This window comes from Rhizobacter sp. Root1238 (assembly GCF_001425825.1).
Classification (GTDB): domain Bacteria; phylum Pseudomonadota; class Gammaproteobacteria; order Burkholderiales; family Burkholderiaceae_C; genus Rhizobacter.
Window position 1 is genome coordinate 69,468 of the sequence record NZ_LMDM01000011.1, and the last position, 25,572, is coordinate 95,039.

The 25,572-nt window shown below is 73.5% G+C and carries 13 protein-coding genes (1 of these 13 cut by a window edge); 5 read left to right on the forward strand and 8 right to left on the reverse strand.

Translation table 11 applies throughout. From position 1 onward, the window contains the following. The 6 genes from ASC98_RS10900 to ASC98_RS10925 form a co-directional block, all read right to left on the reverse strand. Window positions 1–3,770: the 5' portion of a type I polyketide synthase gene (locus ASC98_RS10900; RefSeq protein ID WP_056819941.1), read on the reverse strand. Its footprint begins 742 nt before the window's first position; only the first 3,770 of its 4,512 coding nucleotides appear in the window; the start codon lies at window positions 3,768–3,770; the stop codon falls past the left edge of the window. Continuing rightward, window positions 3,767–10,258, reverse strand: coding sequence for a type I polyketide synthase (locus ASC98_RS10905; RefSeq protein WP_056809358.1), 6,492 nt, complete (start codon window positions 10,256–10,258; stop codon window positions 3,767–3,769). The genes ASC98_RS10900 and ASC98_RS10905 overlap by 4 nt, the downstream gene beginning before the upstream one ends. 2 nt (window positions 10,259–10,260) lie before the next feature. Beyond that, window positions 10,261–15,501, reverse strand: a complete 5,241-nt coding sequence (locus ASC98_RS10910; RefSeq protein ID WP_056809360.1) for a type I polyketide synthase — start codon at window positions 15,499–15,501, stop codon at window positions 10,261–10,263. A gap of 13 nt (window positions 15,502–15,514) precedes the next feature. After that, entirely contained in the window at window positions 15,515–16,291 is a 777-nt protein-coding gene (locus ASC98_RS10915; RefSeq protein WP_056809362.1) for a thioesterase II family protein, read from the reverse strand. A gap of 154 nt (window positions 16,292–16,445) precedes the next feature. Next, the gene (locus ASC98_RS10920; protein WP_056809363.1) at window positions 16,446–17,366 is read right to left on the reverse strand and encodes a PA2778 family cysteine peptidase; all 921 of its coding nucleotides are present in this window, start codon (window positions 17,364–17,366) and stop codon (window positions 16,446–16,448) included. Window positions 17,367–17,370: 4 nt separating this feature from the next. Further along, a complete protein-coding gene (locus ASC98_RS10925; RefSeq protein WP_056809365.1) occupies window positions 17,371–17,778 on the reverse strand; it encodes a PA2779 family protein in 408 nt (135 codons plus the stop codon). 175 nt (window positions 17,779–17,953) lie between these two features. Between ASC98_RS10925 and ASC98_RS10930 the strand changes: the two genes are divergently transcribed. Genes ASC98_RS10930 through ASC98_RS10945 form a run of 4 tightly spaced genes read left to right on the forward strand, consistent with a single transcriptional unit; the run spans window position 17,954 to window position 23,352 of the window. Continuing rightward, entirely contained in the window at window positions 17,954–19,165 is a 1,212-nt protein-coding gene (locus ASC98_RS10930) for a multidrug effflux MFS transporter (protein WP_056809368.1), read from the forward strand. A 25-nt stretch (window positions 19,166–19,190) separates the two neighbouring features. Next, complete coding sequence (gene miaA / locus ASC98_RS10935; protein ID WP_056809370.1) at window positions 19,191–20,129, forward strand: tRNA (adenosine(37)-N6)-dimethylallyltransferase MiaA; 939 nt, start codon at window positions 19,191–19,193, stop codon at window positions 20,127–20,129. Continuing rightward, entirely contained in the window at window positions 20,126–20,809 is a 684-nt protein-coding gene (locus tag ASC98_RS10940) for an ABC transporter ATP-binding protein (protein ID WP_056809372.1), read from the forward strand. Before miaA ends, ASC98_RS10940 begins: the two co-directional genes overlap by 4 nt. Window positions 20,810–20,811: 2 nt before the next feature. Then, entirely contained in the window at window positions 20,812–23,352 is a 2,541-nt protein-coding gene (locus ASC98_RS10945) for an FtsX-like permease family protein (RefSeq protein WP_056809374.1), read from the forward strand. A gap of 12 nt (window positions 23,353–23,364) precedes the next feature. On the opposite strand, the gene ASC98_RS10950 is transcribed toward ASC98_RS10945, so the two are convergent. After that, window positions 23,365–23,874 (reverse strand): M48 family metallopeptidase, encoded by a 510-nt coding sequence (locus ASC98_RS10950; protein WP_056809376.1) that lies wholly within the window; start codon window positions 23,872–23,874, stop codon window positions 23,365–23,367. A gap of 140 nt (window positions 23,875–24,014) precedes the next feature. On the opposite strand from ASC98_RS10950, the gene ASC98_RS10955 reads away from it, so the two are divergent. Continuing rightward, window positions 24,015–24,581, forward strand: a complete 567-nt coding sequence (locus ASC98_RS10955) for a DUF1415 domain-containing protein (protein ID WP_056819944.1) — start codon at window positions 24,015–24,017, stop codon at window positions 24,579–24,581. Between the two features lie 37 nt (window positions 24,582–24,618). Here ASC98_RS10955 and ASC98_RS10960 read toward each other — a convergent pair whose 3' ends face one another. After that, window positions 24,619–25,284 carry a hypothetical protein gene (locus ASC98_RS10960; RefSeq protein WP_056809378.1) on the reverse strand — a complete coding sequence of 222 codons (666 nt, stop codon included), beginning with the start codon at window positions 25,282–25,284 and terminating at the stop codon, window positions 24,619–24,621. Between the last annotated feature and the right edge of the window lie 288 nt (window positions 25,285–25,572).

Genomic DNA, 25,572 nt, shown 5'->3' on the forward strand with positions numbered 1-25,572 from the left:
CCGCCCGGTGCGAGCAGTTCGCGCAGCCGCTTCAGCGCAGCGCGCAGGTCCTTGCTCGCATGCACCGCGTTGGCCGACACGATCGCGTCGACGCTGCCCGGCGCCCAGCCCTGCGACTGCGGATCGGCGTCCATGTCGAAGCGGCCGAAGCGCACGAACGGGTAGCCCGCGAAGCGCTCGCGGGCGCGGTCGAGGAACACGTCGGAGACATCGGTGAAGTGGTACTGCGCGCGCTCGGCCGGCAAGGCCGCCAGCACGGCCGAGCTGGTGCCGCCGGTGCCGGCGCCGACCTCCAGCACGCGCAGCGCGCGGCTCGCCGGCACGGTGGCGGCCAGCGTCTCGAACGCGGCGGCGGCGAGGCCGTTGATGTAGCGCATCGTCGCCGAGCGCTCGTACAGGTTCTCGGCGAGTTCGAACGAGCCGCCGGGGAACAGGGTCTCGAGCGGGCTCTCGCGGCCGAGCAGCACCGGCGCCACCAGCCCGCCGCAGTGGCGCACGTACGCGAGCAGCGGCTGGTTGTCGGCGAACAGGCGCTCGGCCTCGGCCCACAGCGCGGCCAGTGGCGGTGCGGCGAGCGCCTCGTCGGCGACGAAGGCATCGCCCGCGCGCCGCAGCGTGCCGGCGTCGGCCAGGCTGTCGAGCCAGCGCGACACCAGGTGCCGGTAGCTCGCGCCGATGCCGCTGCGCTGCATCAGGCCGTCGAGCGTGTGCGATTCGCCGGCCTGCAGGAACAACCCCGCTTCGCGCAGCGTGTGGGCGGCATGCGCGCTGGTGACGCGCGCCAGGCAGTCCCACTTCGCCGGGTACGACGCGGCATTCAGGTCGAGCGGGCCGCGTTCGGCCTGGCGCGACAGCGCAGCGCTGACGCGCGACCAGCGCTGTGCCGCATCGACCCCGGGCGCCGGGCCGTCACCGACGATGTCCATCCAGTGCCGCTTCGCGCGGAACGGGTAGGTCGGCAGCGCGACGCGGCGGCGGCGGTACGGCGCGTCGAAGGCAGCCCAGTTCACGTCGGCACCGGCCACGTAGAGGCGTTGCAGGCTCGCGAGCAGGTCGGTCCAGTCGGGGCGTTCGCGGTGCAGCGACGGCAGCCATTCGACCTCGGCCCCCGCGGCGCACTCGGCCCCCATCCCCAGCAGCACCGGGTGCGGCCCGACCTCGATGAAATGCGTGATGCCCTGCGCCAGCAGCCCTTGCAGCGCCTGCGCAAAACGCACCGGCTGGCGCATGTGCGTCAGCCAGTAGTCGACGCGGCCGATCTCGCCCGGGCCGGCCGGCGCACCGGTGACGTTCGAGACCAGCGCGATGCGCGGCTCGTGGAAGGCCACCGTCTCCAGCACGCTGCGATACGCCGGCAGCACCGGCTCGATCAGCGCCGAATGCGCCGCATGCGGCACGCGCAGCAGCTTGACGCGCACACCGGCCGCTTCGAGCCGCTGCGTCGCGGCATCGACCGCGTTGCGCGGGCCGCTGATCACGAAATGCTCGGGGCCGTTGTACGCGGCAATCGTCAGCGACGACGGGCCGTGCGCCAACTCGGCCTGCACGACGGCCTCGGGCGCGAACACCGCCGCCATCGCACCGTCGGCCGGCAGCTCGTGCGTCAGCCGGCCGCGCGCGATCACGAGCTTGATGCCGTCTTCCAGCGACAACAGCCCCGACACGCAGGCGGCCGCGTACTCGCCGAGGCTGTGGCCGAGCAGCGCGACCGGCTCGATGCCCCACGAGCGCCACAGCGCGGCCAGCGACACCTCGATCGCGAAGTTGACCGGCTGCGCCCACACCGTCTCGTTGATCGGCGAGCCGCTGCCGGCCGGCGTGAAGATCACGTCGAGCAGGCCGCGGTCCAGGTGCGACAGGTGCGGCCGCGCGGCGGCATCGCAGGCGTCCATCGCGGCACGGAACACCGGCGCGCTGTCGTACAGGTCGCGGCCCATGCCGGCGTACTGCCCGCCCTGGCCGGTGAACAGGAAGGCCACCTGCGGCCGCGCGGCACCTTCGACCTGGCCGCGGGCGATGGCAGGGTCGTCGCTGCCGGCCAGCAAGCCGGCCAGGCCGGCCCGCAGCTCGTCGAGGCTCGCGCCGGTCAATGCGACGCGGTGCGAGAAATGCGAGCGGCCGGTGTTCGCGCTGAAGCACAGGTCGGCGGCTTCGACGCTGTCGTCCTGCTGCAGCAGCCGCGCCTCGTGGCGGCGCGCGAGGGCCAGCAGCGCCGCATCGTCGCGGGCCGACAGCGCGAGCACATGGGCCGGACGGTCGATGGCACCAACGCCCCCGAACTCCGTTCGCGCTGAGCCTGTCGAAGGGTCGGGCTGAGCTTGTCGAAGCCCCAGTGCCGTGCGAGCAGGCCCTTCGACAGGCTCAGGGCGAACGGAATCGGGCGCAGCTTCGAGGATCACGTGCGCATTGGTCCCGCTGAACCCGAACGAGCTGACCCCCGCGAGCCGGCGGCCGTCGATCTCGGGCCAGTCGGTCGTCGTCGTCGGCACCTGCACCGGCCAGTTCCAGTCGATGTGCGGATTGCCCTGCGTGAAATGCAGGTGCGGCGGGATCTGCGCGCGCTGCAGCGACAGCACCACCTTGGCCACGCCGGCGAGGCCGGCCGCGGCCTCCAGGTGGCCGATGTTGGTCTTGACCGAGCCGACGCGCAGCGGCAGCGACGCATCGCGCCCGCGGCCGAGCACCGCCGACAGCGCGCCCAGCTCGATCGGGTCGCCGAGCGGCGTGCCGGTGCCGTGCGCTTCGACATACCCGATCTGGCGCGCCTGGACCTGGGCCGCGGCGAGCGCGGCGCTGATCACCGCTTCCTGCGCCGGGCCGTTCGGCGCCGTCAGCCCGCCGCTGCGGCCGTCCTGGTTCAGCGCGCTGCCGCGCACCACCGCCAGCACGCGGTCGCCGGCGGCCTGCGCATCGGCCAGCCGCTTCAGCACCAGCACCGCGCAGCCTTCGCCGCGCACATAGCCGTCGGCCGCGGCGTCGAAGGTCTTGCAGCGGCCGTCCGGCGCCATCATCCGGGCCTTCGAGAAGTTGATGTTCATCTCGGGCGTCAGGATCAGGTTGACCGCGCCGGCCAGCGCGATCTCGCATTCGTTCAGCCGCAGCCCCTGGCAGGCGAGGTGCAGCGCGACCAGCGACGACGAGCAGGCGGTGTCGACCGCGACCGCCGGCCCGTGCACGCCGAGGAAGTACGACAGCCGCCCCGACGCGACGCTGGCCGCATTGCCGGTCGCGAAGTACGGGTCGATCAGCTCGGGGTGCCGGTACAGCGCGCGGCCGTAGTCGTTGTTGCTGATGCCGAGGTAGACGCCGGTGCGCTCGCCGGCCGGCGTCGCGGCCAGTTCGCCGGGCGCGTGGCCGGCGTCTTCGAGCGCCTCCCAGGCCACTTCGAGCAGCAGCCGCTGCTGCGGGTCCATGCTGGCGGCCTCGCGCGGCGAGATGCCGAAGAACTCGGCATCGAAGCGGTCGACGCCGTCGATGAAGCCGCCGAAGCGCGTGGTCATCTTGCCGGGCGCGTCGGCGTCGGCGTCGTACAGCGCGTCGAGGTTCCAGCGCTCCGGCGGGATCGCGCCGATCGCGTCGGTGCCCGACCACAGCAGGTCGGCCAGGCCGGCCGCGTCGACCACGCCGCCCGGCAGGCGCAGGGCCATGCCGACGATCGCGATCGGCTCGTGCAGCGCGGCGTTCGAACGCGCGAGCTGCGCCTTCAGCTCGCGGATCTCGAGCAGCGCGCGCTTGACGGGGCTGAGCGCTTCGTCGCGCGGGTCGGTCATCGGGCATCTCCCAGTTCCTGCAACAGCAGCGCTTCGGCTTCTTCGTCGCTCAGGTCGTGCAAGGCGTCGGCCGGGGTGTCGGGCGCGGCGCCGGTGGCGGCCGCCGGCGCGGGCTCGTCGAGGCCGAGCAGGCGCATCAGGTGAGCGGTCAGTGCCGCGACGGTCGGGTAGTCGAACAGCAGCGTCGCCGACAGCGGCCGGCCGATCGAGCGGGTCAGCGCGTTGCGCAGCTCCACCGCCATCAGCGAATCGAGGCCGAGGTCTTTCAGCGGCGTCTTCGGATCGACCGGCGTCCCCGGCTCCAGGCCCAGCACCTGCAGCGCACGCTCGGTGAGGTGGGCCGCGAGCGCCGCGGCGCGCCGGCCGGAGGGCGTCGCCTGCAAGCGCGACAGCACCGAGGACTGCGCCGGCGATGCGTCGGCGGCGGCCGGCGCCGGGGTCGACGCACGCGGCAGCACGCCGTCGAAGAATGCCGCATCGACACCGGCCGGCAGCGTCGCGATGAAGCGCTGCCAGTCAATGGTCAGCACCGCGGCATGCACCGCGCCGTCGCGCAGCAGCTGTTCGAGCCGCTCGAAGCCGTGCGCCGGCTCGATCGGCAGCAGCCCGCGGTCGCGCCACGGGTCGTGGCCGGTGGCCGCGAGCTGCGTCGCCATGCCGCCTTGCGCCCACGGACCCCAGGCCACGCTCAAGGCCGGCAGGCCCTGCGCGCGGCGCATCTGCGCCAGGGCGTCGAGCTCGGCATTGGCCGCCGCATAGGCGCACTGGCCCGGCGCGCCGAGCAGCAGGCCGGCGGCCGAATACATCACGAAGAAGTCCAGCGGCAGCGTGCGCGTCAGCTCGTGCAGGTGCTGCGCGGCGCGCGCCTTGCCGTGCAGCACCGCGGCGCAGCGCGGCCACTGCTGGCGCAGCGCGATGCCGTCGTCCAGCGTGCCGGCCGCATGCACGATGCCGCGCAGCGGCGCCATCTCGCGGGCCACCGTCTCCAGCACGCGCTGCAGCGCCGCGCCGTCGCCCGCATCGGCGGCGAAGCAACGCACCTGCGTGCCGGCCGCCTCGATCTCGTGGATCGCCTGCTGCGCTTCGGCCGACGGCGCATGGCGGCCGAGCAGCGCGAGCTGGCGCGCGCCCGCGCGCTGCAGCCAGCGCGCGGTGTGCAGGCCGAGCGCGCCGAGGCCGCCGGTGACCAGGTAGCTCGCGTCCGGGCGGACCTCGAACGACACGCGGCCCGGCATGCGCAGCACGATCTTGCCGATGTGCTTCGCTTGCGCCATGTGGCGGAAGGCATCGGCCGCCTCCGCCAGTTCGAACGCGGTGACCGGCAGCGGCTGCAGGCTGCCGTCCTGCAGGCCGGCCTGCAGCGCGGTCAGCATCGGGCGCAGCAGGCGCGGGTCGGCGTACGCCGCGTCGCCGAGGTCGTAAGCGGCGTAGTGGATGCCCGGGCAGGCCTCGTCGACCGCCTCGGGCGTCCAGATGTCGCGCTTGCCGAGTTCGAGGAACCAGCCGCCGCGCGCGACGACGCCGAGCCCGGCCGGGATGAAGTCGCCGGCCAGCGAGTTCAGCAGCACGTCGACGCCGGCACCGCCGGTGGCCCGCATCAGTTCGGCGGCGAACGCGGTGCTGCGCGAATCCATCGCCGTGCGCACGCCCATCGCCAGCAGGCGGGCGCGCTTCTCGGGCGAGCCGGCGGTGGCATGGACCTCGGCACCGGCACGCAACGCGAGCTGCACGGCGGCCATGCCGACGCCGCCCGCGCCGGCGTGCACCAGCACGCGCTGGCCGCGCTGCAGCCCGGCGATGCCGAACAGGCCATGGTGGGCGGTCAGGAACGCGACCGGCAGCGCGGCCGCCTGCTCGTTCGACAGGCCGGGCGGGGTCGGCGCGACGAACGCGGCCGGCGCGACCGCCTCGCTGCCCATGCTGTCGTGCACGAAGCCGAACACGCGCTCGCCGACGCGCCAGCCGTCGACGGCTGCCCCCACCTCGCTGACGATGCCGGCGCATTCGGCCCCGAGCGGAATGCCGCTGCCGGGGTACATGCCGAGCGCGAGCAGCACGTCGCGGAAGTTCAGCCCGGCGGCGTGCACCTGGATGCGCAGCTCGTCCGGCTTCAACGGGCGCGCGGCCAGCGGGCGCAGCGCGAGGCCGTCGAGCGTGCCGGCGCGGGCGACCTCGACGCGTTGCGACGGCGCTGCCGCGGTCGACGGCGCATGGCGCCGTGCCAGTCGCGGCTCGTGCCGCGTGGGGCCTCGCAGCGCCACGCGAGGCCGCGGCGCGGATGACAGCAGTTCGGCCTGCAAGGCCTCGATGCCGGTCGCGTCGATGTCGATCGCGCGCAGCGGGATGTCCGGGTGTTCGACGGCCAGCACGCCGAGGAAGGCCCACGCGCCGGCGGCCGCCGACGACAGCGGCGCTTCGTGCGGCCCCACCGCCTGCGCGCCGCGCGTGACCAGCCACAGCGCGACCGGCGCCGCCTCGGCATCCGCCGCAAGCGCCTGCAGCACATGCAGCAACGAGCCGCTGGCGCGCAACTCGGCCGCGTCGGCGTCGCGGGGATCGGCACCCGGCGTGTCGAGGCTCCACAGCGCGACCACGCCACGCGGCGTGCCGTGCGAGCGCCAGTCGGTGACGACCGACTGCATCTGCGCCGCATCGCGCGGGTCGACCGACCAGCGGTTCGATGCGAGCCGCTGGAAGCGCTCGCCGACCACGACTTCGGTGCAACGGCCGCCATGCCGTTGCAGCGAGGCGCGCAGGGCGGCGGCGACGCCGGTGTCGTCGGACAGCAGCAGCCAGTCGCCAGTGGCCTCGGTGGCGATGCGGGCCAGCCCTTCGACAGGCTCGGGGCGAGCGGGCAGCGAGCCGTCCGTCGCCGCCACCCACTGCAGCTCATACACATCGCCCACGCTGCCCGCCAGCGTGCGTGCATCGGTGGCAGCAAAGCGCACACCGCGCAGCCGTGCGACCGGAGCCCCGTGTTCGTCCGCGAGGTCGATGTCGGCACCGGCCTCGCCGCGAAGCACCACCACGGCCTGCAGCCGCGCCGCGCCGGGCCGCAGCAGCTCGACCTGCTCGAGGCCCATCGGCGCCCACAGCGTCGTCGGCACGCCTTGCGCGGCAACCGCACACAGCTGCAGCGCGCCGTCGAGCAGCGCGGGATGCAGGCCGAACGCCGCCGCCTGCGATTCGAGCTCGGCCGGCAGCACCAGCGCGGCCCGCGCCCACCCGCTGCCGCGCTGCACCGCCTGCAGGTTGCGGAACGCCGGACCGAAAGCGACGCCGAGCGCATCGAAGCCGGCGTAGAGGTCGGCGGACGACAGCGCCACGGCAGGGCCGGTCACCTGCAGCGGCACCGGTGCCGGCACCTCGCCCACCGCCGCGGTGCACACGCGCTGCCATGCCTCGCCCTCCGTCGCCCGATCGTCCAGCGCCTGGTGCAACTCGACCGCCCCGTCGCGCACGATCAGCTGCCAGTGCGCCGCACCGCCCTCCGGCAGGAACAGCGGCCGCTCGACCGCGAACGACGACAGCGCGCGGCCGCCGGCCGCCGCGCGGCAGGCCTCGACCATCGCCGCCGCCGGCATCAGCAGCCGCCCGCCGATGCGGTGCTCGTGCAAGGCGCCGGCCTGCTGCGCCGTCCACCGCGCATCGAACACGGTGGCCGAGGTCGCCGGCGTCGACAGCCGCGCGCCGAGCAACGGGTGCGCACCGCGCCGTGCCGGCGACGCTGCAGCCTCCATCGGCGTCGGCCGCAGCCAGTAGCGCTTGCGCTGCCACGGGTAGCGCGGCAGGTCGACCACCTCGCCGTCCTCGCCGGCCACCGCCTCGGCATCGAGCGTGTGGCCGTGCACATGCAGCGCCGCCGCCGCCAGCAGCAGCGATTCGCGCTCCGGCCGGCCGCGCCGCAGCGAGGCCAGCACCTGCCCGCCCGCGCCCGAGGCACCGGCCGCGGCCAGGCTCTCGGCGATCGACGCACTCAGCACCGGGTGCGGGCCGATCTCGAGGAAGCTGCCGAAGCCGTCGCCGGCCATCGCGGTGATCGCCGCGTGCAAGCGCACCGGCTCGCGCACGTTGCGTCCGAAGTACGCGCCGTCGAAGCGCTGCCCGGTCGCCAGCCCGCCCAGCACGGTCGAATAGACCGGCAGCGCCATCGGCTGCGACGGCACGTCGGCCAGCAGCCCGGCCAGCGCCTGCTGGAACGGCGCCATCTGCGCGCTGTGGAAGGCGTACTGCACCGGCAGCATCCGGTGCGCGATACCGCGCCGCGTCAGCACCGCCAGCAGCTCGTCGAGCGCCGCCGGCTCGCCGGACAGCACGATGCTGCGCGGCCCGTTGACGGCACCGAGCGCGAGCCGGTCGCCATAGGGCTTCAGCAGCTGCAGCGCTTCGTCTTCCGCCAGGCTCGCCTGCGCCATGCGCCCGCTGCCGGTGGCCTGCTGCATCACGCGACCGCGCTGGCAGACGACGCGCACCGCATCGGCCAGGCCCAGCACGCCGGCGACATGCAAGGCGGCGATCTCGCCGACGCTGTGGCCGACGACGCCGTCGGGCACGATGCCCCAGTGCTGCCACAGCGCGGCCAGCGCGACCTGGATCGCGAACAGCGCCGGCTGCGCGACCTCGGTGTCGGCGAGCCGCGACCGCGCTTCGTCCTTCGCCAGCTCGGCACGCAGCGACCAGCCGGCCAGCGGCTGCAGCAGCGCATCGCAGGCGTCGATCACGTCGCGGAACACCGGCTCCGACGCGGTCAGCTCGCGGCCCATCGCGAACCATTGCGGCCCCTGCCCGCTGAACACGAACGCCAGGCGCGGCACGCCTTCGGCCGGCACGCGGCCGGCCACCGCACCCGGCGAGACCTCGTTGCGCAGGTAATCCGACAGCCGCGCCGCCAGCTCCTCGCGCGTGCGGCCGACCAGCGCGAGCCGGTGGTCGAGCGCGGAGCGGCGCGCGCCGGCGGTGTGGCACAGGTCGGCCAGGCGGGCCGGGCTGCGCGGCAGGAACTCGGTCCAGGCCTGCGCCAGCGCACGCAACGCCGGCTCGCTCTGTGCCGACAGGTGCAGCAGCCGCGGCTCGCCGTCCGCGGCCGCTGCATCGGTCGGCAGGCGCGGCGCCTCTTCGACGATCACGTGCGCATTGGTGCCGCCGACGCCGAACGAGCTGGTGCCGGCGCAGCGCGTCTGTGACCCTGCCGGCCACGGCACCGGCCGCGCGGCCACCTGCAGCCGCGTGCCGGCCAGCGACAGGTGCTGGTTGAGCTGCGTGAAATGCAATTGCCGCGGGATCAGCTCATGGCGCAGCGCGAGCACCGTCTTGATCAGCCCGCCGACACCCGCCGCGGCTTCCATGTGGCCGAGGTTCGCCTTCGCGGCGCCGAGCCAGCAGGTGCCGCCGCCGGCATCGGCGCGGCCGACGGTGGCGGCCAGCGCCTCGACCTCGATCGGGTCGCCGAGCGGCGTGCCGGTGCCGTGCGCCTCGATGAAGCCGATGCGCCCGGGTGCGAGCTGCGCCGACGCCAGCGCCTCGCGGATCAGCGCCTGCTGCGCGAGGCCGTTCGGCGCGGCCAGCAGCGTCGAGTGGCCGTCCTGGTTGACGGCCGAGCCGCGCACCACGCCGAGCACGCGGTCGCCGTCGGCGATGGCATCGGCCAGGCGCTTCAGCACGATCACGCCGCAGCCTTCGCCGCGGCCGAAACCGTCGGCGCTCTGGTCGAAGGTCTTGCAGCGGCCGTCCGGCGCCATGAAGCCGACCTTGCTCAGCGAGATCATCAGGTCGGGCGTGACCATCAGCGAGACGCCGCCGGCCAGCGCGATGTCGCTCTCGCCGTGGCGCAGGCTCTGGCAGGCCAGGTGGATCGCGACCAGCGACGACGAGCAGGCGGTGTCGATCGAGATGCTCGGGCCGCGCAGGTCGAGCAGGAACGACAGCCGGTTGGCCAGCACGCTGTGCACCGTGCCGGTCAGCGTGCGGGCATCGATCGCTTCCGGGTCGCGGTATTCGAGCAGCTGGTAGTCGTTGTGGTAGCTCGCGATGAAGACGCCGGTGCGGCTGCCGCGCAGGCGCTCGCGCGTCAGCCCGGCGTCGTCGAGCGACTCCATCGCGACCTCGAGGAACAGGCGCTGCTGCGGGTCCATGCGCTCGGCCTCGCGCGGCAGGATGCCGAAGTACGCGGCATCGAAGCCGTCGATGCGGTCCAGGAAGCCGCCCCACTTGGTGGCCGACTTGCCGGGCGCGGACGGGTCCGGGTCGTACAGCGCGTCGGCATCCCAGCGGTCGGCCGGCACCTCGCGCACCGCGTCGACGCCGTCGACCAGCAGCTGCCAGAATTGCTCCGGGCTGTCGGCACCGCCCGGGAAGCGGCAGCCCATGCCGACGATCGCGATCGGGTCGGCGCGCATCAGCGCTTCGCTCTGGCCACGCATCTGCTGGGCCATCAGCGCGAGCTTGACGGCGGACAGCTGGGTCAGCGGCGGGGTGGGTTTGTCGCTCATCGTCAGCGCCTCTTGCGCAGCAGGCGGGCCGCGTCGTCGTCGGACAGGTCGGCGACGCTGTCCAGCACCGGGGCGACCGCCTCCGGCGCAGGGACGGCAGCAGGCGCCGCTGCAGGCTCGTGATCGCCCGACAGGAAGGCCACCAGCGCATCGACCGTCGGGTAGTTCCACGCCAGCGTCGCCGACAGCGGCTTGCCGTGCAGCGGCTCCAGCCGGTTGCGCAGCTCCAGCGCCATCAGCGAGGTCAGGCCCATCGTGCCGAGCGGCTTGCGCGCATCGATCTTCGACGGCGTCAGCTTCAGCACCCGGCCGACGACGTCGCGCACCGCGCGGTCGAGCGCGCGGCGGCGCTCGGCGGGGTCGCTGCTGTCGGTGAGGGGCGCATCGGCCACCGGCTCGTTCGCGTCGGCGAGCAGTTCGCGCAGCAACGCCACATCGCGTGCCCCCAGGCTGCGCCGCATCGTGCGCCAGTCGACCGGCATCACCAGCAGGTGCGGCACGTCCTGGCGCAGCGCATCGCCCAGCAGGGCCAGCGCCTGCGACGGCGCGAAGCCGCCGATGCCCTGGCGCTGCAGCTCGTCGAGCTGGCGCCGGCCGCCGTCGCCGCGCATCACGCCGGTCTGCGACCACACGCCCCAGCCGATGCTCTGCGCATGCCGTCCCTGCGCGCGGCGCTCGCGCGCCAGCGCGTCGAGGAAAGCGTTCGCCGCGGCATAGCTCGCCTGGCCGGCCTGCGGCATCAGCGCCGCCATCGACGAGAAGAACACCAGCCGATCGAGGTCGGGCAGCGCGCGGTGCAGGTTCCATGCGCCCTGCAGCTTCGGCGCCAGCACCGCGGCGAGCGATGCGCAATCAAGTTCGTGCAGCAGCCGGTCGTCGGTGATGCCGGCCGCATGGATCACGCTGCGGATCGGCGGGCGACCCTCGGCGCGGTGGCGCGCGAGGAAGGCCGACAGCGCCGCCTCGTCGGCGACGTCGACCGCGGCGACGTCGACACTGGCACCCAGCGCTTCGAGTTCGCGCACCGCCTGCACGGCCGGGGTCGGCGACGCGGCCCACTGCTCGCGCGGTGGCAACGGCGTGCGACCCAGCACGACCAGGTGGCGCACGCCTTGCGCGGCCAGCCAGCCGGCGACGTGGCGGCCGACACCGCCGAGCCCGCCGGTCACCAGGCAGCTCGCGTCGCTGCGCCACGGCAACGCGAGCTGAGGCTGTGGTGCCAGGCGCCTCAGCACCGGGCGCGTCCAGCGGCCGCCGCGCAGCGTGCACGAACCGGCATCGGACTGCACCGCATCGATCAGCGATTCCAATGCGCCATCGAGTTCGATCAGCCCGCCGAAGCGGTCGCCGTGCTCGGCCGCCAGCGTCGCGGCCAGGCCCGACAGCGGCGCCTGCGCGAGAGAACCGGCGGTCACGAGCCACAGCCGCAGTTCATGCCCGGCCGGCAGGCGGATCACGGCCTGGGCGTCCTGCACGATGGCATGCAGCGCGGGCACATCGCCGACGGCTTGCAGGTCCAGCGGGCGCAGGTCGACGACATCGACGCGCTGCGAGGTCACCAGCGTCGACAACGCCGCGGCATCGGGCAGCCGGTGCACCGTCTCGCCGCGCTGCTGCAGCGCCTGCGCCAGCCCGCCGCGGTCGCCGATGACCGCCCATTCGCGCGCTTGCGGGCGCGGAACCAGCGTGGCCTCGGCCGCCTCGAGCCCATAGAAGGCATCGGCCGCCTCGGCACGGGCGGCGGCGCCCAGGCGTTCGAGCAGCAGGCCGTCGAGCTGCAGCACCGGGCCTTGCTCGTCGAACAACACCGCATCGACACGCACCGGCTCGCCATCGCGCTGCGGCGCAGTCGCGCGGGCATGGATCCAGCCGGTGCCCGACAGCGCGCGCAACCGGCGCGCGCCGTCGAGCCGCGTCGGCAGCCACAGCTCGCCGGGCGGGGCCAGCGTGACCATCAGCTGGAAGCAGGCGTCGAGCGCGGCGGGCGCGATGCCGAAGCGCTCGTCGGCCATCGGCGCGAGTTGCGCCAGCGCTTCGGCGGGCGCGAACCAGGCTTGCGCGATGCCGTGCAGCACGGGGCCGAATTTCGCGCCGATCGCGTCGAGCCGCGCGTACAGCTGCTCGCCGCTCACGACGGGTTGCGTGCGCAGCCGCGCCGGCGCGGTCGTGTCGTGCGCGACCGCGGCGAGCGGCGCGGCATGGGCCTGCGCATGCAGCGTCCATGCGGACTCGCCGCGGGTCTGGAAGCTCAGCGCCAGCGCGCCATCGGCACCGGCCACCGCCTGCAGCTGCAACGCGCTCGCGACATCGGCCTGCAAGTGCATTGTTCGTTCGAAGCGCAGCCCCTGCACGCCCGACCCCGGTGCCAGCGCCTGCACCGCGGCGAGCGACAGCTCCAGCCACGCCGACGCCGGCAGCACCGCGCTGCCGTGCAGCGCGTGCGCGAACCAGGCCGGCACGCGCGCCGGGTCCAGCGAGACATTCCACAGCGCACCCGCCGGCGTGCCGGCCAGCGCGATGCCGGCGCCGAGCACCGGATGCCGGCTGTCGACCACCGGGCCATGGCCTTGCACGCCGGCCGGCGCGATGTCGGCCGCGGCGATCCAGTGGCGCTCGCGCTGCCACGGGTAGGTCGGCAGCGTCAGCGTGCGACCGCGCGGCAGCACGCGCGACCCATCGAGCGGCACGCCGGCGCAATACAGCGCGCCAAGCGCGCTGCGGATGGCCGGCAGCTCGGGCTCGTCGCGGCGCGCGCAGGCGATCGTCGTCGCCTCGTGCCCGCCCGCCTGCGCCGTCTGCTGCACCGACGGCAGCAGCACCGGGTGCGGGCCGAGCTCGACGAACACCGAGATCCCATCGGCCAGCATCTGCTGCACCGTCGCGCCGAAGCGCACCGGCTGGCGCAGGTTGTCGGCCCAGTAGCGGCCGGTCAGCTCGGCACCGTCGACACGGCGCGCGAGCACCGTCGAATACAGCGCCGCTGGCGTGCGTTGCGGCTGCAGGTCGTGCAGCTCGGCCGCGAGTTCGACGGCGAGCGGCTCCATCTGCGGGCTGTGCGATGCCACGTCGACCTTGACCAATCGGCAGAACACGCCTTCGGATTCGAGCTGCGCGACCACCGCCTGCACGACGGCCGGATCGCCGGAGATCACGCTGGAGCGCGGGCTGTTGCTGACAGCCACCGCGACCTGGGCCTCGTGGCCGGCGATGCGCGCCTGCGCGTCGGCCATGCTGAGTTCGACCAGCGCCATCGCGCCCTGCCCGCTGGTGCGGCGCATCAGCGTGCTGCGGCGGCAGATGATGCGCATCGCCTGCGGCAGGCTCAGCATGCCAGCCACCGCGGCTGCGGCGACCTCGCCCATGCTGTGGCCGACCACCGCGTCGGGCTCGACGCCAAGCGAGCGCCACAGCGCCGCATAGGCCCACGCGAGGGCAACGAGAACCGGCTGGATCGCGTCGATCTGGTCGAGGCGGTACGCGGGGCTGCCCGGCTCGGCGGCGAGCTGCTCGACGATGGACCACTCGACGAACGGTCGGGCCGCATCGTCGCAGGCGTCGAGCGCGGCGCGGAACACCGGCTCGCGGGCCATCAGCTCGCGCGCCATGCCGGTCCACTGCGCGCCCTGGCCGGGGCAGACGAAGGCGATCTTCGGGCGCTCCGACGGCGCGACACCCTCGGCCGCCGCCGCCTCGCCATCGGCATACCGCTTCAGCGCGGCGGCCATTGCCAGGCCGTCATCGGCAACGAAGGCCGCTCGGCGCTCCAGCGCGCTGCGGCGCGTCGCGGCGTTCCAGCAGACATCCGCCAGCGGTGCGCCATCGGTCAGCAGCGCGGCGTAGCGCAGCGCCAGCGCGCGCAAGGCCGCCTCGCTGCGTGCCGACAGAACCAACAGCGGCACGGTGGACTCGGCGCCGCCCGTCTCGTGTTGCGGTGCCCCTTCCAGCACGACGTGAGCATTCGTGCCCGCGATGCCGAACGCGCTGACGCCGGCCAGCGGCGCATCGGCCGGCCACGGCCGCGCCGCGCGGGCGACCTCGACCGGCATCTGCGCCCACGGGATCGCCGGGTTCGGCTCAACGCAATGCAGGCTGGCCGGGATCTGCCGGTGCTGCAGCGCGAGCACCGCCTTGATGAAGCCCGCCACGCCGGCCGCACCTTCGGTGTGGCCGACGTTGGTCTTCACCGAACCGACCGCGGCGCGCGCGCCGCTCGCACGGCCTTCGCCGAGCACATCGGACAGCGCGCCCAGCTCGACCGGATCGCCGGCCCGCGTGCCGGTGCCGTGCGCCTCGACATAGCCGACCTCGGCCGCCGGTCGCCCGGCATCGCGGTAGGCGCTGCGCAGCAGGGCCTGCTGCCCGCTGCGGCTCGGCGTGCCCATCGAGCCGCTGCCGTGGCCGTCGTTGTTGACCGCGCTGCCGCGGATCAGCGCGTAGATGCGGTCGCCGTCGGCCCGCGCCTGCGCCAGCGGCTTCAGCACGACCAGGCCCGCGCCCTCGCTGCGCACGTAGCCGTCGCCGCGCGCATCGCCGAACTTGCAGCGGCCGTCGGGCGCCATCATGCGGCTCTGCGAGTACGCGATGCTGATGTGCGGCTGCAGGATGATGTTGACGCCGCCGGCGATCGCCAGCGTGCATTCGCCGTGCCGCACCGCGCGCGCCGCGAGGTGGATCGCCGCGAGCGACGACGAGCAGGCGGTGTCGAGCGTCAGGCTCGGGCCGCGCAGCCCAAGCGCATACGACAGCCGGCCCGACGACGCATAGCGCCCGCTGCCGGTGGTCATGTAGAAGTCGACCGCCTCGGGGTCGCTGAACAGCCGGGCCTCGAAATCGCCGAGCCACTGGCCGACGTAGACGCCGGCGCGGTCGGCATCGATGCGCGAGACGTCCTGGCCAGCGTCTTCCAGCGCCTCCCAGGCCGTCTCGAGCAGCAGCCGCTGCTGCGGGTCGAGCCGCTCGGCCTCGCGCGGCGAGATGCCGAAGAACCCGGCGTCGAACTGGTCGATACCGTCGAGGAAGCCGCCCCAGCGCGTCATGATGCGGCCCGGCGTCGCGGGGCGCGGGTCGTGGTAGTGGCCGAGGTCGATGCGGCTCGCCGGGATCTCGGCGATCGCGTCGCGGCCTTCGCTCAGCAGCGACCAGAAGCTGGCCGGGTCGTTGACGCCGCCGGGGAAGCGGCAGCCGATGCCGACGACAGCGACAGCAGCAGCGGCGGCTGGCGTGTCGTGGTCGTCGGCGTGCATCGGGGCCTCGGGGTCAGGCGAAGGTCGGAGACGCTGCCCAGAGCGGCGCCAGCGTCACCGACAGGTCGGCCAGCAGCGCGTCGCGCCGGCCGGCCAGGTAGAAGTGGTCGCCGGGGAACACCCGCACGCGGAACGGGCCGCGCGTCTCGCCGCGCCAGCCGTCCAGGTGCTCGCGCGGCGTCAGCGGATCGTCGCTGCCGCCGAACACCGACAACGCGCAGTCGAGCGGCGCGCGGCCGGCCGGCGGCTGGTGCGTCTCGAGCGCGGCGATGTCGGCGCGCAGGCTGGGCAGCAGCAGCGCCATCACGTCGGCATGCTGCAGCACCTCGGCGGGAATGCCGCCGTAGCGGCGCTGGATCTCGGCGACGAAGGCGTCGTCCGGCAGGCGGTGCAGCGGGGCGTCGTTCGACGGCCAGTGCGGCGGGCGGCGGCCCGACACGATCAGCTGCTGCGGCACCGGCGCGCCGTGCTGTTGCAGCGCACGCGCCATTTCGGCGGCGAGCACCGCGCCCATGCTGTGGCCGAAGAACGCGAACGGCTTGCCGTCGAAGTCCGCGCGCAACGCCGGCAGCAGCGCGTCGACCAGCGTGGCCATGCGCGCGATCGGCGGCTCGTCGAGCCGGTTCGCGCGGCCGGGCAGCTGCACCGCGACCAGCTCCAGTTCGGCCGGCAGGCCGGCCAGCCACGGCCGGTACACGGCGGCGCCGACACCGGCATGGTGGAAGCAGTACAGCCGGGCTCGCGCCTCGGTGCGGGGAGTGAAGCGTTGCAGCCAGGAATTTGCGCTCATCGCAGGACGCCGTCGACAACGGGGTCGAGCCCGCCCGAGTGCGGCCTGTGATCCTCCGTGTCTTTCCAGTGAAGCAATGTAAAGTCAAAGCGCGTCCCGACACCCTGGTAACGACCCCCCATCTGAGTGAAACTGCGCCCCCTGGAATGCGTGGTCAGTGTGCGGTTTGCAACGCCTCGTCGAGCGCCTGTTGCGCCTGTGTCTGCCAGCGGTCGTGCAGCGCGAGCGCGGCCCGCGCCGCCTGCACCGCGGCGTCGCGCCGGCCGAGCGCCAGCAGCGCATCGGACAAGTTGATGAAGGCCGGCGCGCTGCGGTGCTGCTCGGCGGCAGCGCGGAACACGTCGGCGGCCTGCGCCACCTTGCCGCTCGCACGCAGCGTGTTGCCCCAGCCGATCTGCAGGCTCAGCGTGCCCGGCCAGCGCCGCAGCGCCGACGCATACACGCCGGCCGCCACCGCCGGCGGTGCGTTGCGCTCGAAGCCGACGGCCGCCTCGATGGCAGCTTCTGCGTGCGCGGTGGCCGGCCAGTCGCCCGGCGGCAGCGCGACGAAGGCCCAGAAGCCGGAGCGGCCCCAGGTGTGCTCGAAGGTCGACAGCGGCAGGCGCTCGCGCTCGGTGCGGCCGGAGCGCAGCAGCAGCTCGCCGCGTGGCAGGTCGTGCCCGACGACGACCGCGTAGTGCCACAGCGGCACGAACGACAGCCCGAGGTTCTGCAGCACGACGACCGGGTGGCCGGCCGCCACCTCGCGCAGCAGCGCATCGAGCTCGCCGGGGATGCGCGTCGCGACCGCGCCGTGGCGGCGTGCGCCGGCCAGCATCTCGGTCTGCAGGCTGCCGGCACGCGCCGGCACGAAGACCTCGTCGGCCAGCGCGACCGGATCGACCGCGATGCCGGCCGCGCCGAGCGCAGTGGCCAGCGCCGCCGGGCCGCACTGGTGGTCGGTCTGCGGGAAGAACGGCGTCGCGCGCAACTCGGCGACGGGCGGCAGGTCGGCAGGCGGGTGGTCGCGCAGCGCGGCGGTCTGCACCGCACAGCCGGTGAGGACGAGGCTCAGCGCCAGCCACGCGGCGCGCATCGCCCTAGCGGATCGGCCGCGTGAACGGGAACACCTTGGTGTAGCCGAGGATGTCGGTGATCAGCAGCAGCACCAGCACGAAGATCAGCGAGCCGACGATGTCGTTGGCGCCGGCCGGCGCGCGGTCGATCTCGGCCCCCAGCCGCGCCGCCTCGGCATCGCTCAGCGCGGCGACGCGCAGGCGCGCCTGGTCGAGGTCGACGCCGCGTTCGGCCAGCGCGCGGGCGACGTCGTCGCGCTGCAGCGCCGCCAGCAGGCGCTCGCGCTGCGCGGCGCCGCTGACGATGCCCTCGCTTTCGGCGACCTGCTCGGTGCCGATCGTCAACGCATGCGCCGGCGCACCGGCCAGCGCGAGGCTCGCGGACAACACGGCGGACAACGCGAAGGACGGAACACGGGTGGCAGGGCGCATGCGGGATCTCCGGCGGGTCGGGGCGGCGCCGGTGGGCGCGACGGGCCATCGTAGCAAGCCGGCCGAAGGTCTGCGTATCCGCGGCGCGAGCCTGATAGGCTCCGGGTCTGCGCCGGTGCGTGTCGTACCGCGCGCGCCTCCCCTTCATGCCGCCGTGACCCCTTCCCGCCATTCGATGAGCCCCGCCGTGGTGGTGCTCTCGCTGATCCTGCTGCTCGGGATCCAGCCGGTCACGACCGACCTGTACCTGCCGGCCCTGCCGATGCTGACGCGCGCGCTCGACGCGCCGGTGTCGGCGGCCCAGCTGACGCTGTCGGCGCTGATCATCTGCTTCGGCCTCGCGCAGCTGGTGTGCGGGCCGCTGGCCGACCGCTTCGGCCGCCGGCCGGTGCTGCTGGCCGGACTCGCGCTGTACACCGTGGCCAGCGTGCTGAGCGCGCTCGCGCCGGCTATCGGCTGGCTGGTGTGGTGGCGCGCGCTGCAGGGCGCGGCGATGGCGGCGGCAGTGACCTGCGGCCGCTCGATCATCCGCGACCTGTACGCGCCGCACGAAGGCGCCCGCGTGATGTCGCGCGCATTGAGCGGCCTGGGCGTGATCGCGATGGCGAGCCCGGTGATCGGTGGCCTGCTGGCGCAGCACCTGGGCTGGCATGCGGCGCTGATGGCGCCGGCGGTGTTCGGCGCGCTGACGCTGGCCTTCATCGCGTCGCGCTTCGACGAGACGGTGCCGGTGCTGAATGCCGGCGCGACGCGGCTCGGCCCGCTGCTGCGCAACTGGGGCAGCGTGCTGCGCCACCCGACCTTCCAGGCCTGGGCCGCGCTGTCGGCCTTCACCTACGGCGGGCTGTTCTTCCTGCTGGCCGGCTCGTCGTTCGTGTTCATCGAGGTGCTCGGCACCTCGCGCGTCGGCTATGGCGTGATCATGCTGAGCAACTCGCTGGCGTACACGCTGGGCACGCTGCTGTGCCGGCGGCTGCTGGCGTCGCACGGGCTGCGCCGCGCGGTGGCGGTCGGCGGCGGCTTCACGCTCGGCGGCGGCGTGACGATGGCCGCGCTGAGCCTGGCCGGCGTGCACGAGGTGTGGGCGATCGTGCTGCCGCAGTGGCTGTACGCGCTCGGCCACGGCATCCACCAACCCTGCGGGCAGGCCGGCGCGGTCGGCCCGTTCCCCGAGAAGGCCGGCACCGCGGCCTCGCTGTCGGGCTTCGGCATGACGCTCAGCGCGCTGGCCGTCGGCCTGTGGCTCGGCAAGCACCTCGACGGCACCGTCTACCCGCTGACGCTGGGGATCGGGCTGTGCAGCATCGGCGTGGCCACGGTGGCGTGGACGCTGGTGCAGCGGCATGGCGAGCCACCCCGCGCCGCCGCCGCCACGCAGGCCGCCTGAACCATTTCAAGACAACTGCTTTCCGATGACCGCATCCCTGAACTACCTCTGCCTCGCCGGCCCCACCGCTTCCGGCAAGACCGCCGCCTCGCTCGCGATCGCGCAGGCCCTGGCCGAACGCGGCAGGCCGGTCGAGATCGTCAGCGTCGACTCGGCGCTGGTCTACCGCGGCATGGACATCGGGACAGCGAAGCCCGGCGCCGCCGAGCGCGCCGCGGTACCGCACCACCTGATCGACATCATCGAGCCGAGCGAGGCCTACTCGGCCGCGCGCTTCGTCGGCGATGCCGAGCGCTTGATCGCCGAGATCGGCGCGCGCGGTGCGTTGCCGCTGCTGGTCGGCGGCACGATGCTGTACTTCAAGGCGCTGTTCGAAGGGCTGGATGCGATGCCGGCTGCCGACCGCGCGGTGCGTGCCGCGCTCGAGGCGCAGTGCGAGCGCGACGGGCTGCATGCGCTGTACCGCGAGTTGCAACGCGTCGACCCGGTCACCGCGAAGCGGCTGCAGCCGGGCGACCAGCAGCGCATCCAGCGCGCGCTGGAGGTGTACCGCGTCAGCGGCCAGCCGATCTCGTCGTTCCACACCGAGAAGCCGGCGCGCGAGCTGCCGCCGCTGATCTCGCTGGAGCCGGCCGATCGCGCGTGGCTGCACCAGCGCATCGAGGCCCGCTTCCACCAGATGCTCGAAGACGGCCTGGTCGACGAGGTGCGCCGGCTCGAAGCGCGTGGCGACCTGGATGCCGACATGCCGTCGATGCGCTGCGTCGGCTACCGGCAGACCTGGGAGGCGCTGGTCGAGGACGACCTCAGCGAGCTGCCGGAACGCGGCATCGCCGCGACGCGCCAGCTCGCGAAGCGGCAGATCACCTGGCTGCGCGGCATGCCGCAGCGGCAGGTGATCGCCTGCGATGCGCCGGACGCGTTGGCGCGCGCGGTCGAGTGCGCGCTGCGGCTGGTGGCATGACCTCGCTGCTCGAGGTGCGGGGGCTGGCGAAGCGCTACGGCGACACGCCGGTGTTCGCCGGCGTCGACCTGGCGCTGGCGGCCGGCGAGTTCGTCGCGGTGCTCGGCGAATCGGGCGTCGGCAAATCGAGCTTCCTGAACTGCCTGGCCGGCCTCGACACGGTGGACGCCGGCACGGTGCAGATCGCCGGCACCGAGATCACCGCGCTCGACGACACGCAGCAGGCACTGTTCCGCCGCGCCCACCTCGGCTTCGTGTTCCAGGCCTTCCACGTGCTGCCGCACCTCAGCGTCGCGCAGAACGTCGGGCTGCCGCTGCTGCTGCAGCACCGGCCCGACGAGGCGCGCGTGGAGGCCCTGCTGACGGCGGTCGGCCTCGACGGGCTCGGGCCGCGGCTGCCGCAGACCTTGTCCGGCGGGCAGTTGCAGCGGGTCGCGATCGCCCGCGCGCTGGTGCACCGGCCGCAGCTGATCCTGGCCGACGAGCCGACCGGCAACCTCGACCCGGCCACCGCGGAGCGGGTGATGGACCTGCTGTCGGCCCAGGTGCGCGAGCAAGGCGCCGCCTGCGTGCTGGTGACGCATTCACGCACCGCGGCCGCGCGCGCCGACCGGGTGCTGACGCTGACGCCGACCGGCATGAGCGCCCCGGCACCGTCGAGCACGATGATCGGGGCCTGACCGTGCTGTCGCTGCTGCGCCACCTGTCCTGGCCCGAGCTGCGGCACCACCCGTGGCGCAACCTGGCCGCGCTGCTGGCAGTGATGCTCGGGGTGGCGCTGGCGTTCTCGGTGCAGCTGATCAACCAGTCGGCATTGGGCGAATTCAGCTCGGCGGTGCGGGCGGTCAACGGCGAGCCGGATTTCGAGCTGCGCAGCCAGCGCGGCGGCTTCGACGAAGGGCTGTACGGCCGCGTCGCGGCGCAGCCGCAGGTGGCCATCGCCAGCCCGATCGTCGAGCTCGACACCTATGCGTTCGACGCGCAGGGGCAGCGCGTGCCGCTGCATGTGGTCGGCGTCGATGCGCTGGTGGCCGGGCCGCTGTCGCCGGCCTTGATGCCGCGGCCCGCGGCGCCGGCGAGCGCCGCCGGCGATGCCGCGGAGGATCACGATCGCTTCGCGGTGCTGGCGGCCGACTCGATCTTCCTGAACGCGCAGGCGCAGCTTCAACTCGGGCACCCGCGCCGGGTGCGGCTGCAGACGACGGCCGGCAGCGTCGAGCTGCAGGTGCGCGGCAGCATCGGCGCGAACGGGCCGGCGCTCGCGGTGATGGACATCGCCGGCGCGCAATCCACCTTCGGCTGGAGCGGCCGGCTCAGCCGCATCGACGTGCGGCTCGCACCCGGCGCCGACCGCGCGGCCGTGCTGCGTGCGCTGGCGTTGCCCGAGGGCGTGCGCGCGGCATCGCCGGACGAGGCGGCGCAGCGCGTGTCGAACGTGTCGCGCGCCTACCGCGTGAACCTGACGGTGCTGGCACTGGTCGCGCTGTTCACCGGTGCGTTCCTGGTGTTCTCGATCCTGTCGCTGTCGGTCGCGAAGCGGCAGCCGCAGCTGGCGCTGCTCGGCGTGCTCGGGCTGGGCGGCCGCGAGCGGCTGCAGCTGGTGCTGGCGGAGTCGGCGCTGCTGGGGCTGGTCGGCAGCCTGCTCGGACTGGCGCTGGGCACCGGGCTTGCCGCGTTGGCGCTGCGGCTGCTGGCCGGCGACCTGGGCGGCGGCTACTTTCCCGGCGTGGCACCGCAGCTGCAGTTCAGTGCGCTCGCGGCCGTCGCGTATGGCGGGCTGGGCGTCGCCGCCGCGCTGGTCGGCGGCTGGCTGCCGGCGCGGGCGGCACAGCAACTGGCGCCCGCGCTGGCACTGAAGGGGCTGGGCACGCAGCAAGGCCGTGCGGCGCGCTGGCCGGGGCCGGTGCTGCTCGTCGCAGGGGTCGGGCTCGCGCTGCTGCCGCCGGTTGCCGAGATCCCGCTCGCCGCGTATCTCTCGGTCGCCTGCCTGCTGCTGGGCGGCATCGCCTGCGTGCCGGTGGGCGTCGCGGCGCTGCTGTCGCTGCTGAAGCCGTCGGCCCGGCCGCTGGCGCTGCTGGCCATCGAGCGCGCACGCCACCAGCGCAACACCGCGACGATCGCGGTGGCGGGCGTGGTCGCGAGCCTGAGCCTGGCGGTCGCGCTGACGGTGATGGTCGCGAGCTTCCGCGATGCCGTCACGCAGTGGCTCGACACCGTGCTGCCGGCCGATCTTTACCTGCGCGCGGCGACCAACGCCGGCGGCAACGACGTGGTGACGCTGCCGCCGCAGCTGCTGCAGCGCGCGGCGGTGATCGGCGGCGTGCTGCGCGTCGAATCGCAACGGGTGTCGGTGGTCCAGCTGGATCCGCAGCGGCCGGGGGTCGTGCTGATCGCACGCCCGTTGTCGCAACCCGGGAAGGAACTGCCGCTGGTCGGCGAGTTGCTGGCGCTGCCGGCGGGCGAGCGGGCTGCCTACGTCAGCGAGGCGATGGTGAGCCTGTACGGCGCAGCACCGGGCACGCGCATCGACCTGCCGCAGCCGAACGGGCAGCGCGCGCGACTTTTCGTGCGCGGCGTGTGGCGCGACTATGCACGCCAGCATGGCGCCGTCACGCTGACATCGGCCGACTACCAGCAGCTGACCGGCGACACGCAGGTCAACGACATGGCGCTGTGGCTGGCGCCGGGCGCCGATGCCGGCGCGGTGCAGGCGGCGTTGCGGGCCGCGGCGCAGGCGAGCGGGCTCGATGGCCGCTTGCTGGAGTTCGCATCGCCGGGCGAGATCCGCGCGCTGTCGCTGCGCATCTTCGACCGCAGCTTTGCGGTCACCTACTGGCTGCAGGCGGTCGCGATCGCGATCGGGCTGTTCGGCATCGCGGCCAGCTTCTCGGCCCAGGTGCTGGCGCGGCGCAAGGAATTCGGGCTGCTGGCCCACCTGGGGCTGACGCGCCGCCAGGTGCTGGCGGTGGTGTCGATCGAAGGCGCGGTGTGGACGGCCGCCGGCGCGCTGCTCGGGCTGATGCTCGGCCTCGCGGTCAGCGTGGTGCTGGTGAAGGTCGTCAATCCGCAGAGCTTCCACTGGACGATGGACCTGCTGCTGCCCTGGGGTCGGCTCGCGGCCTTGTGCACCGCGGTGATCGTCGCGGGCACGCTGACGGCTTGGTTGTCGGCCCGCAGCGCGGCGGGGCGGCAGATGGCGCTGGCCGTCAAGGAAGACTGGTAAGCGCCGTGCGGCTCAGCGCGCGCGCGATGCCTCCGCCTCGCGCCAGGTGAGGTAGACGCGCAGGTCGAACTCGAGCTGGTGGTAGTCGGGTTCCATGTGCGTGCACAGCTGGTAGAAGGCCTTGTCGTGCGCGCGCTCCTTCAGGTGGGCGAGCTCGTGCACCACGATCATCTTCAGGAAATCGGCCGGCGTCGTGCGGAACACGCCGGCGATGCGGATCTCGCGCTTGGCCTTCAACTGGCTGCCCTGCACGCGGGAGGTCATCGTGTTCAGGCCGAGCGCCTGCTCGACGACCTGCAGCTTGTTGTCGAACACCACCTTGCTGAGCGGCGGCGAGCTGCGCATGTAGCGGTTCTTCAGCGCCATCGTGTAGTCGTAGAGCGCGCCATCGGTGCGGACCTCGTGAAGGTCGGCGTAGCGCGACGACAGGCGCTCGCCCAGCGTGCCGGCATCGAGCAGCTCGCGCACCTGGGCTTGCAGCGGCTCGGCATAGCCGGTCAGGTACTTGAGTGGCGGGGTCATCGGGGGATGGGTCGCTTGGTGCGGGGCTGGTTCCGTGCGGACTTCCATGCGGTTGGCCGGTGACCGGCGCCGGCGTGGATTCCATCGGGCAAGGCGCGCAGTGTGCCAGGACCGTCGCCGGCACCGGCGACAATCCGCGGATGGACATCGATGCAGCGGCCGTGACGGCCGAAACCCGCGCGTGGGTCGAGCTGGCCGTCGTCGGGCTGAACCTGTGCCCGTTCGCAAAGGCGGCACAGGTCAAGAACCAGATCCGGTATGTGGTCAGCGATGCGGCCGACGATGAAGCGCTGCTCGCGACGCTGTGCGACGAGATGCAGCGCCTGGTCGACACGCCCGCGGCCGAGGTCGAAACGACGCTGCTGATCCACCCCGGCGTGCTCGGCGACTTCGGCGACTTCAATGACTTCCTCGGTGTTGCCGAGGCCGCGGTCGACGAGATGGGGCTCGAAGGCGTGCTGCAGGTCGCGGCCTTCCATCCGGATTTCCAGTTCGGCGGCCCCGAGGCCGACGACATCACGAATGCCACCAACCGCTCGCCCTGGCCGACGCTGCACCTGCTGCGCGAGGACAGCATCACGCGCGCGGTCGACAGCTTCCCGCATCCCGACAGCATCTACGAGACCAACATGCGCACGATGGAGACGCTGGGCGTTGCCGGGTGGTTGGCGCTGCGGCAGCGCTGCAAGCGAGATGCGACGGGGTGAGCCCGGCACTTGCGTCGCCGCGCCGCAGCGGTCATCTTCAGTCGGCGGCGAAGCAGTAGAACAGGCCGGCGCCACCGGTGGCCTTCAGCGCCTCCGGGCTGCAGCCGCGCGACGGGTGCGACGCATTCCACGACTTCGCCGGCGCTTGCTCGTCGAGCCCGGTGCGATCGTGGTGGCCGACGATTGCCGAGCCTTCGCCGCTTTGCGTCCAGTTGCCGCAGGTCAGGTTCTTGTCGCCGGTGGCGATGCGGCCGTCCGGCGTCGAGCCGGTCAGCATGTCGTGCAGATTCGGCGTGTCGCCACGGCCGTTGATCACCTCGCCCTTTTCGGTGAGGGCAGTCTGCTTGGTGAGGTTGTTGGCACCGTGGAGCTGTTCGACGTCGGTCGCCACGACAACACCCCTCACGTTCTGCCACGGACCACGTCCGATGCGGTCTCGGGCATTGACCGGCGTGGCGCCGCCGACGCTGTCCGTGCTGAGGTAGGCGCGCCAGTTCCTGTCGCCGGCACCGACGGCGCTCGCGAGGGCCTTGCAGTACTGGTCAGCGCCCGCCAGTCCACCGAGATCGGCACCCTTGCCCGGGTTCGCACTGGTCACGAAGAAGCTCATCGGGTTCTTGCTGGCAGGCGTCCCGGCGCATGCAGCCAGGCCGGCGATGCCGGCCAGGCAAACCGGCGCGATCCAGTGGCGGGAGATGGTCATGACGCGTCCTCGAGAAGTTCATGGAACGCGGGACCTTAGGGCATGACTTGGACCGCGACAATGCGGGTATTGCTTGGAAGCGATGGTGCCTCTGGTGCGTATACCGTCCCTGCGGACAATGTCAGTGCAGCGAGTCAGGCGTCGAGGGTGTCCTGAGCCCGTCGGTCCGGTTCCCGCCGAGGTGCATTCACATCCCCGGAATTTGCATCCCGCAAAACCGGTTCCCCCAAAGCGAAACCCCCGTCACCTTGGGAGGAGACGGGGGCTGGCTTTATTAATAGCCTGATG

Bases quoted from the DNA above. Each gene is read 5' to 3' on its own strand.
- ASC98_RS10905 (WP_056809358.1), bottom strand. From the start codon at position 10,258: ATGAGCGACAAACCCACCCCGCCGCTGACCCAGCTGTCCGCCGTCAAG.
- ASC98_RS10910 (WP_056809360.1), bottom strand. From the start codon at position 15,501: ATGCACGCCGACGACCACGACACGCCAGCCGCCGCTGCTGCTGTCGCT.
- ASC98_RS10915 (WP_056809362.1), bottom strand. From the start codon at position 16,291: ATGAGCGCAAATTCCTGGCTGCAACGCTTCACTCCCCGCACCGAGGCG.
- ASC98_RS10920 (WP_056809363.1), bottom strand. From the start codon at position 17,366: ATGCGCGCCGCGTGGCTGGCGCTGAGCCTCGTCCTCACCGGCTGTGCG.
- ASC98_RS10925 (WP_056809365.1), bottom strand. From the start codon at position 17,778: ATGCGCCCTGCCACCCGTGTTCCGTCCTTCGCGTTGTCCGCCGTGTTG.
- ASC98_RS10930 (WP_056809368.1), top strand. From the start codon at position 17,954: ATGAGCCCCGCCGTGGTGGTGCTCTCGCTGATCCTGCTGCTCGGGATC.
- miaA (WP_056809370.1), top strand. From the start codon at position 19,191: ATGACCGCATCCCTGAACTACCTCTGCCTCGCCGGCCCCACCGCTTCC.
- ASC98_RS10940 (WP_056809372.1), top strand. From the start codon at position 20,126: ATGACCTCGCTGCTCGAGGTGCGGGGGCTGGCGAAGCGCTACGGCGAC.
- ASC98_RS10950 (WP_056809376.1), bottom strand. From the start codon at position 23,874: ATGACCCCGCCACTCAAGTACCTGACCGGCTATGCCGAGCCGCTGCAA.
- ASC98_RS10955 (WP_056819944.1), top strand. From the start codon at position 24,015: ATGGACATCGATGCAGCGGCCGTGACGGCCGAAACCCGCGCGTGGGTC.
- ASC98_RS10960 (WP_056809378.1), bottom strand. From the start codon at position 25,284: ATGACCATCTCCCGCCACTGGATCGCGCCGGTTTGCCTGGCCGGCATC.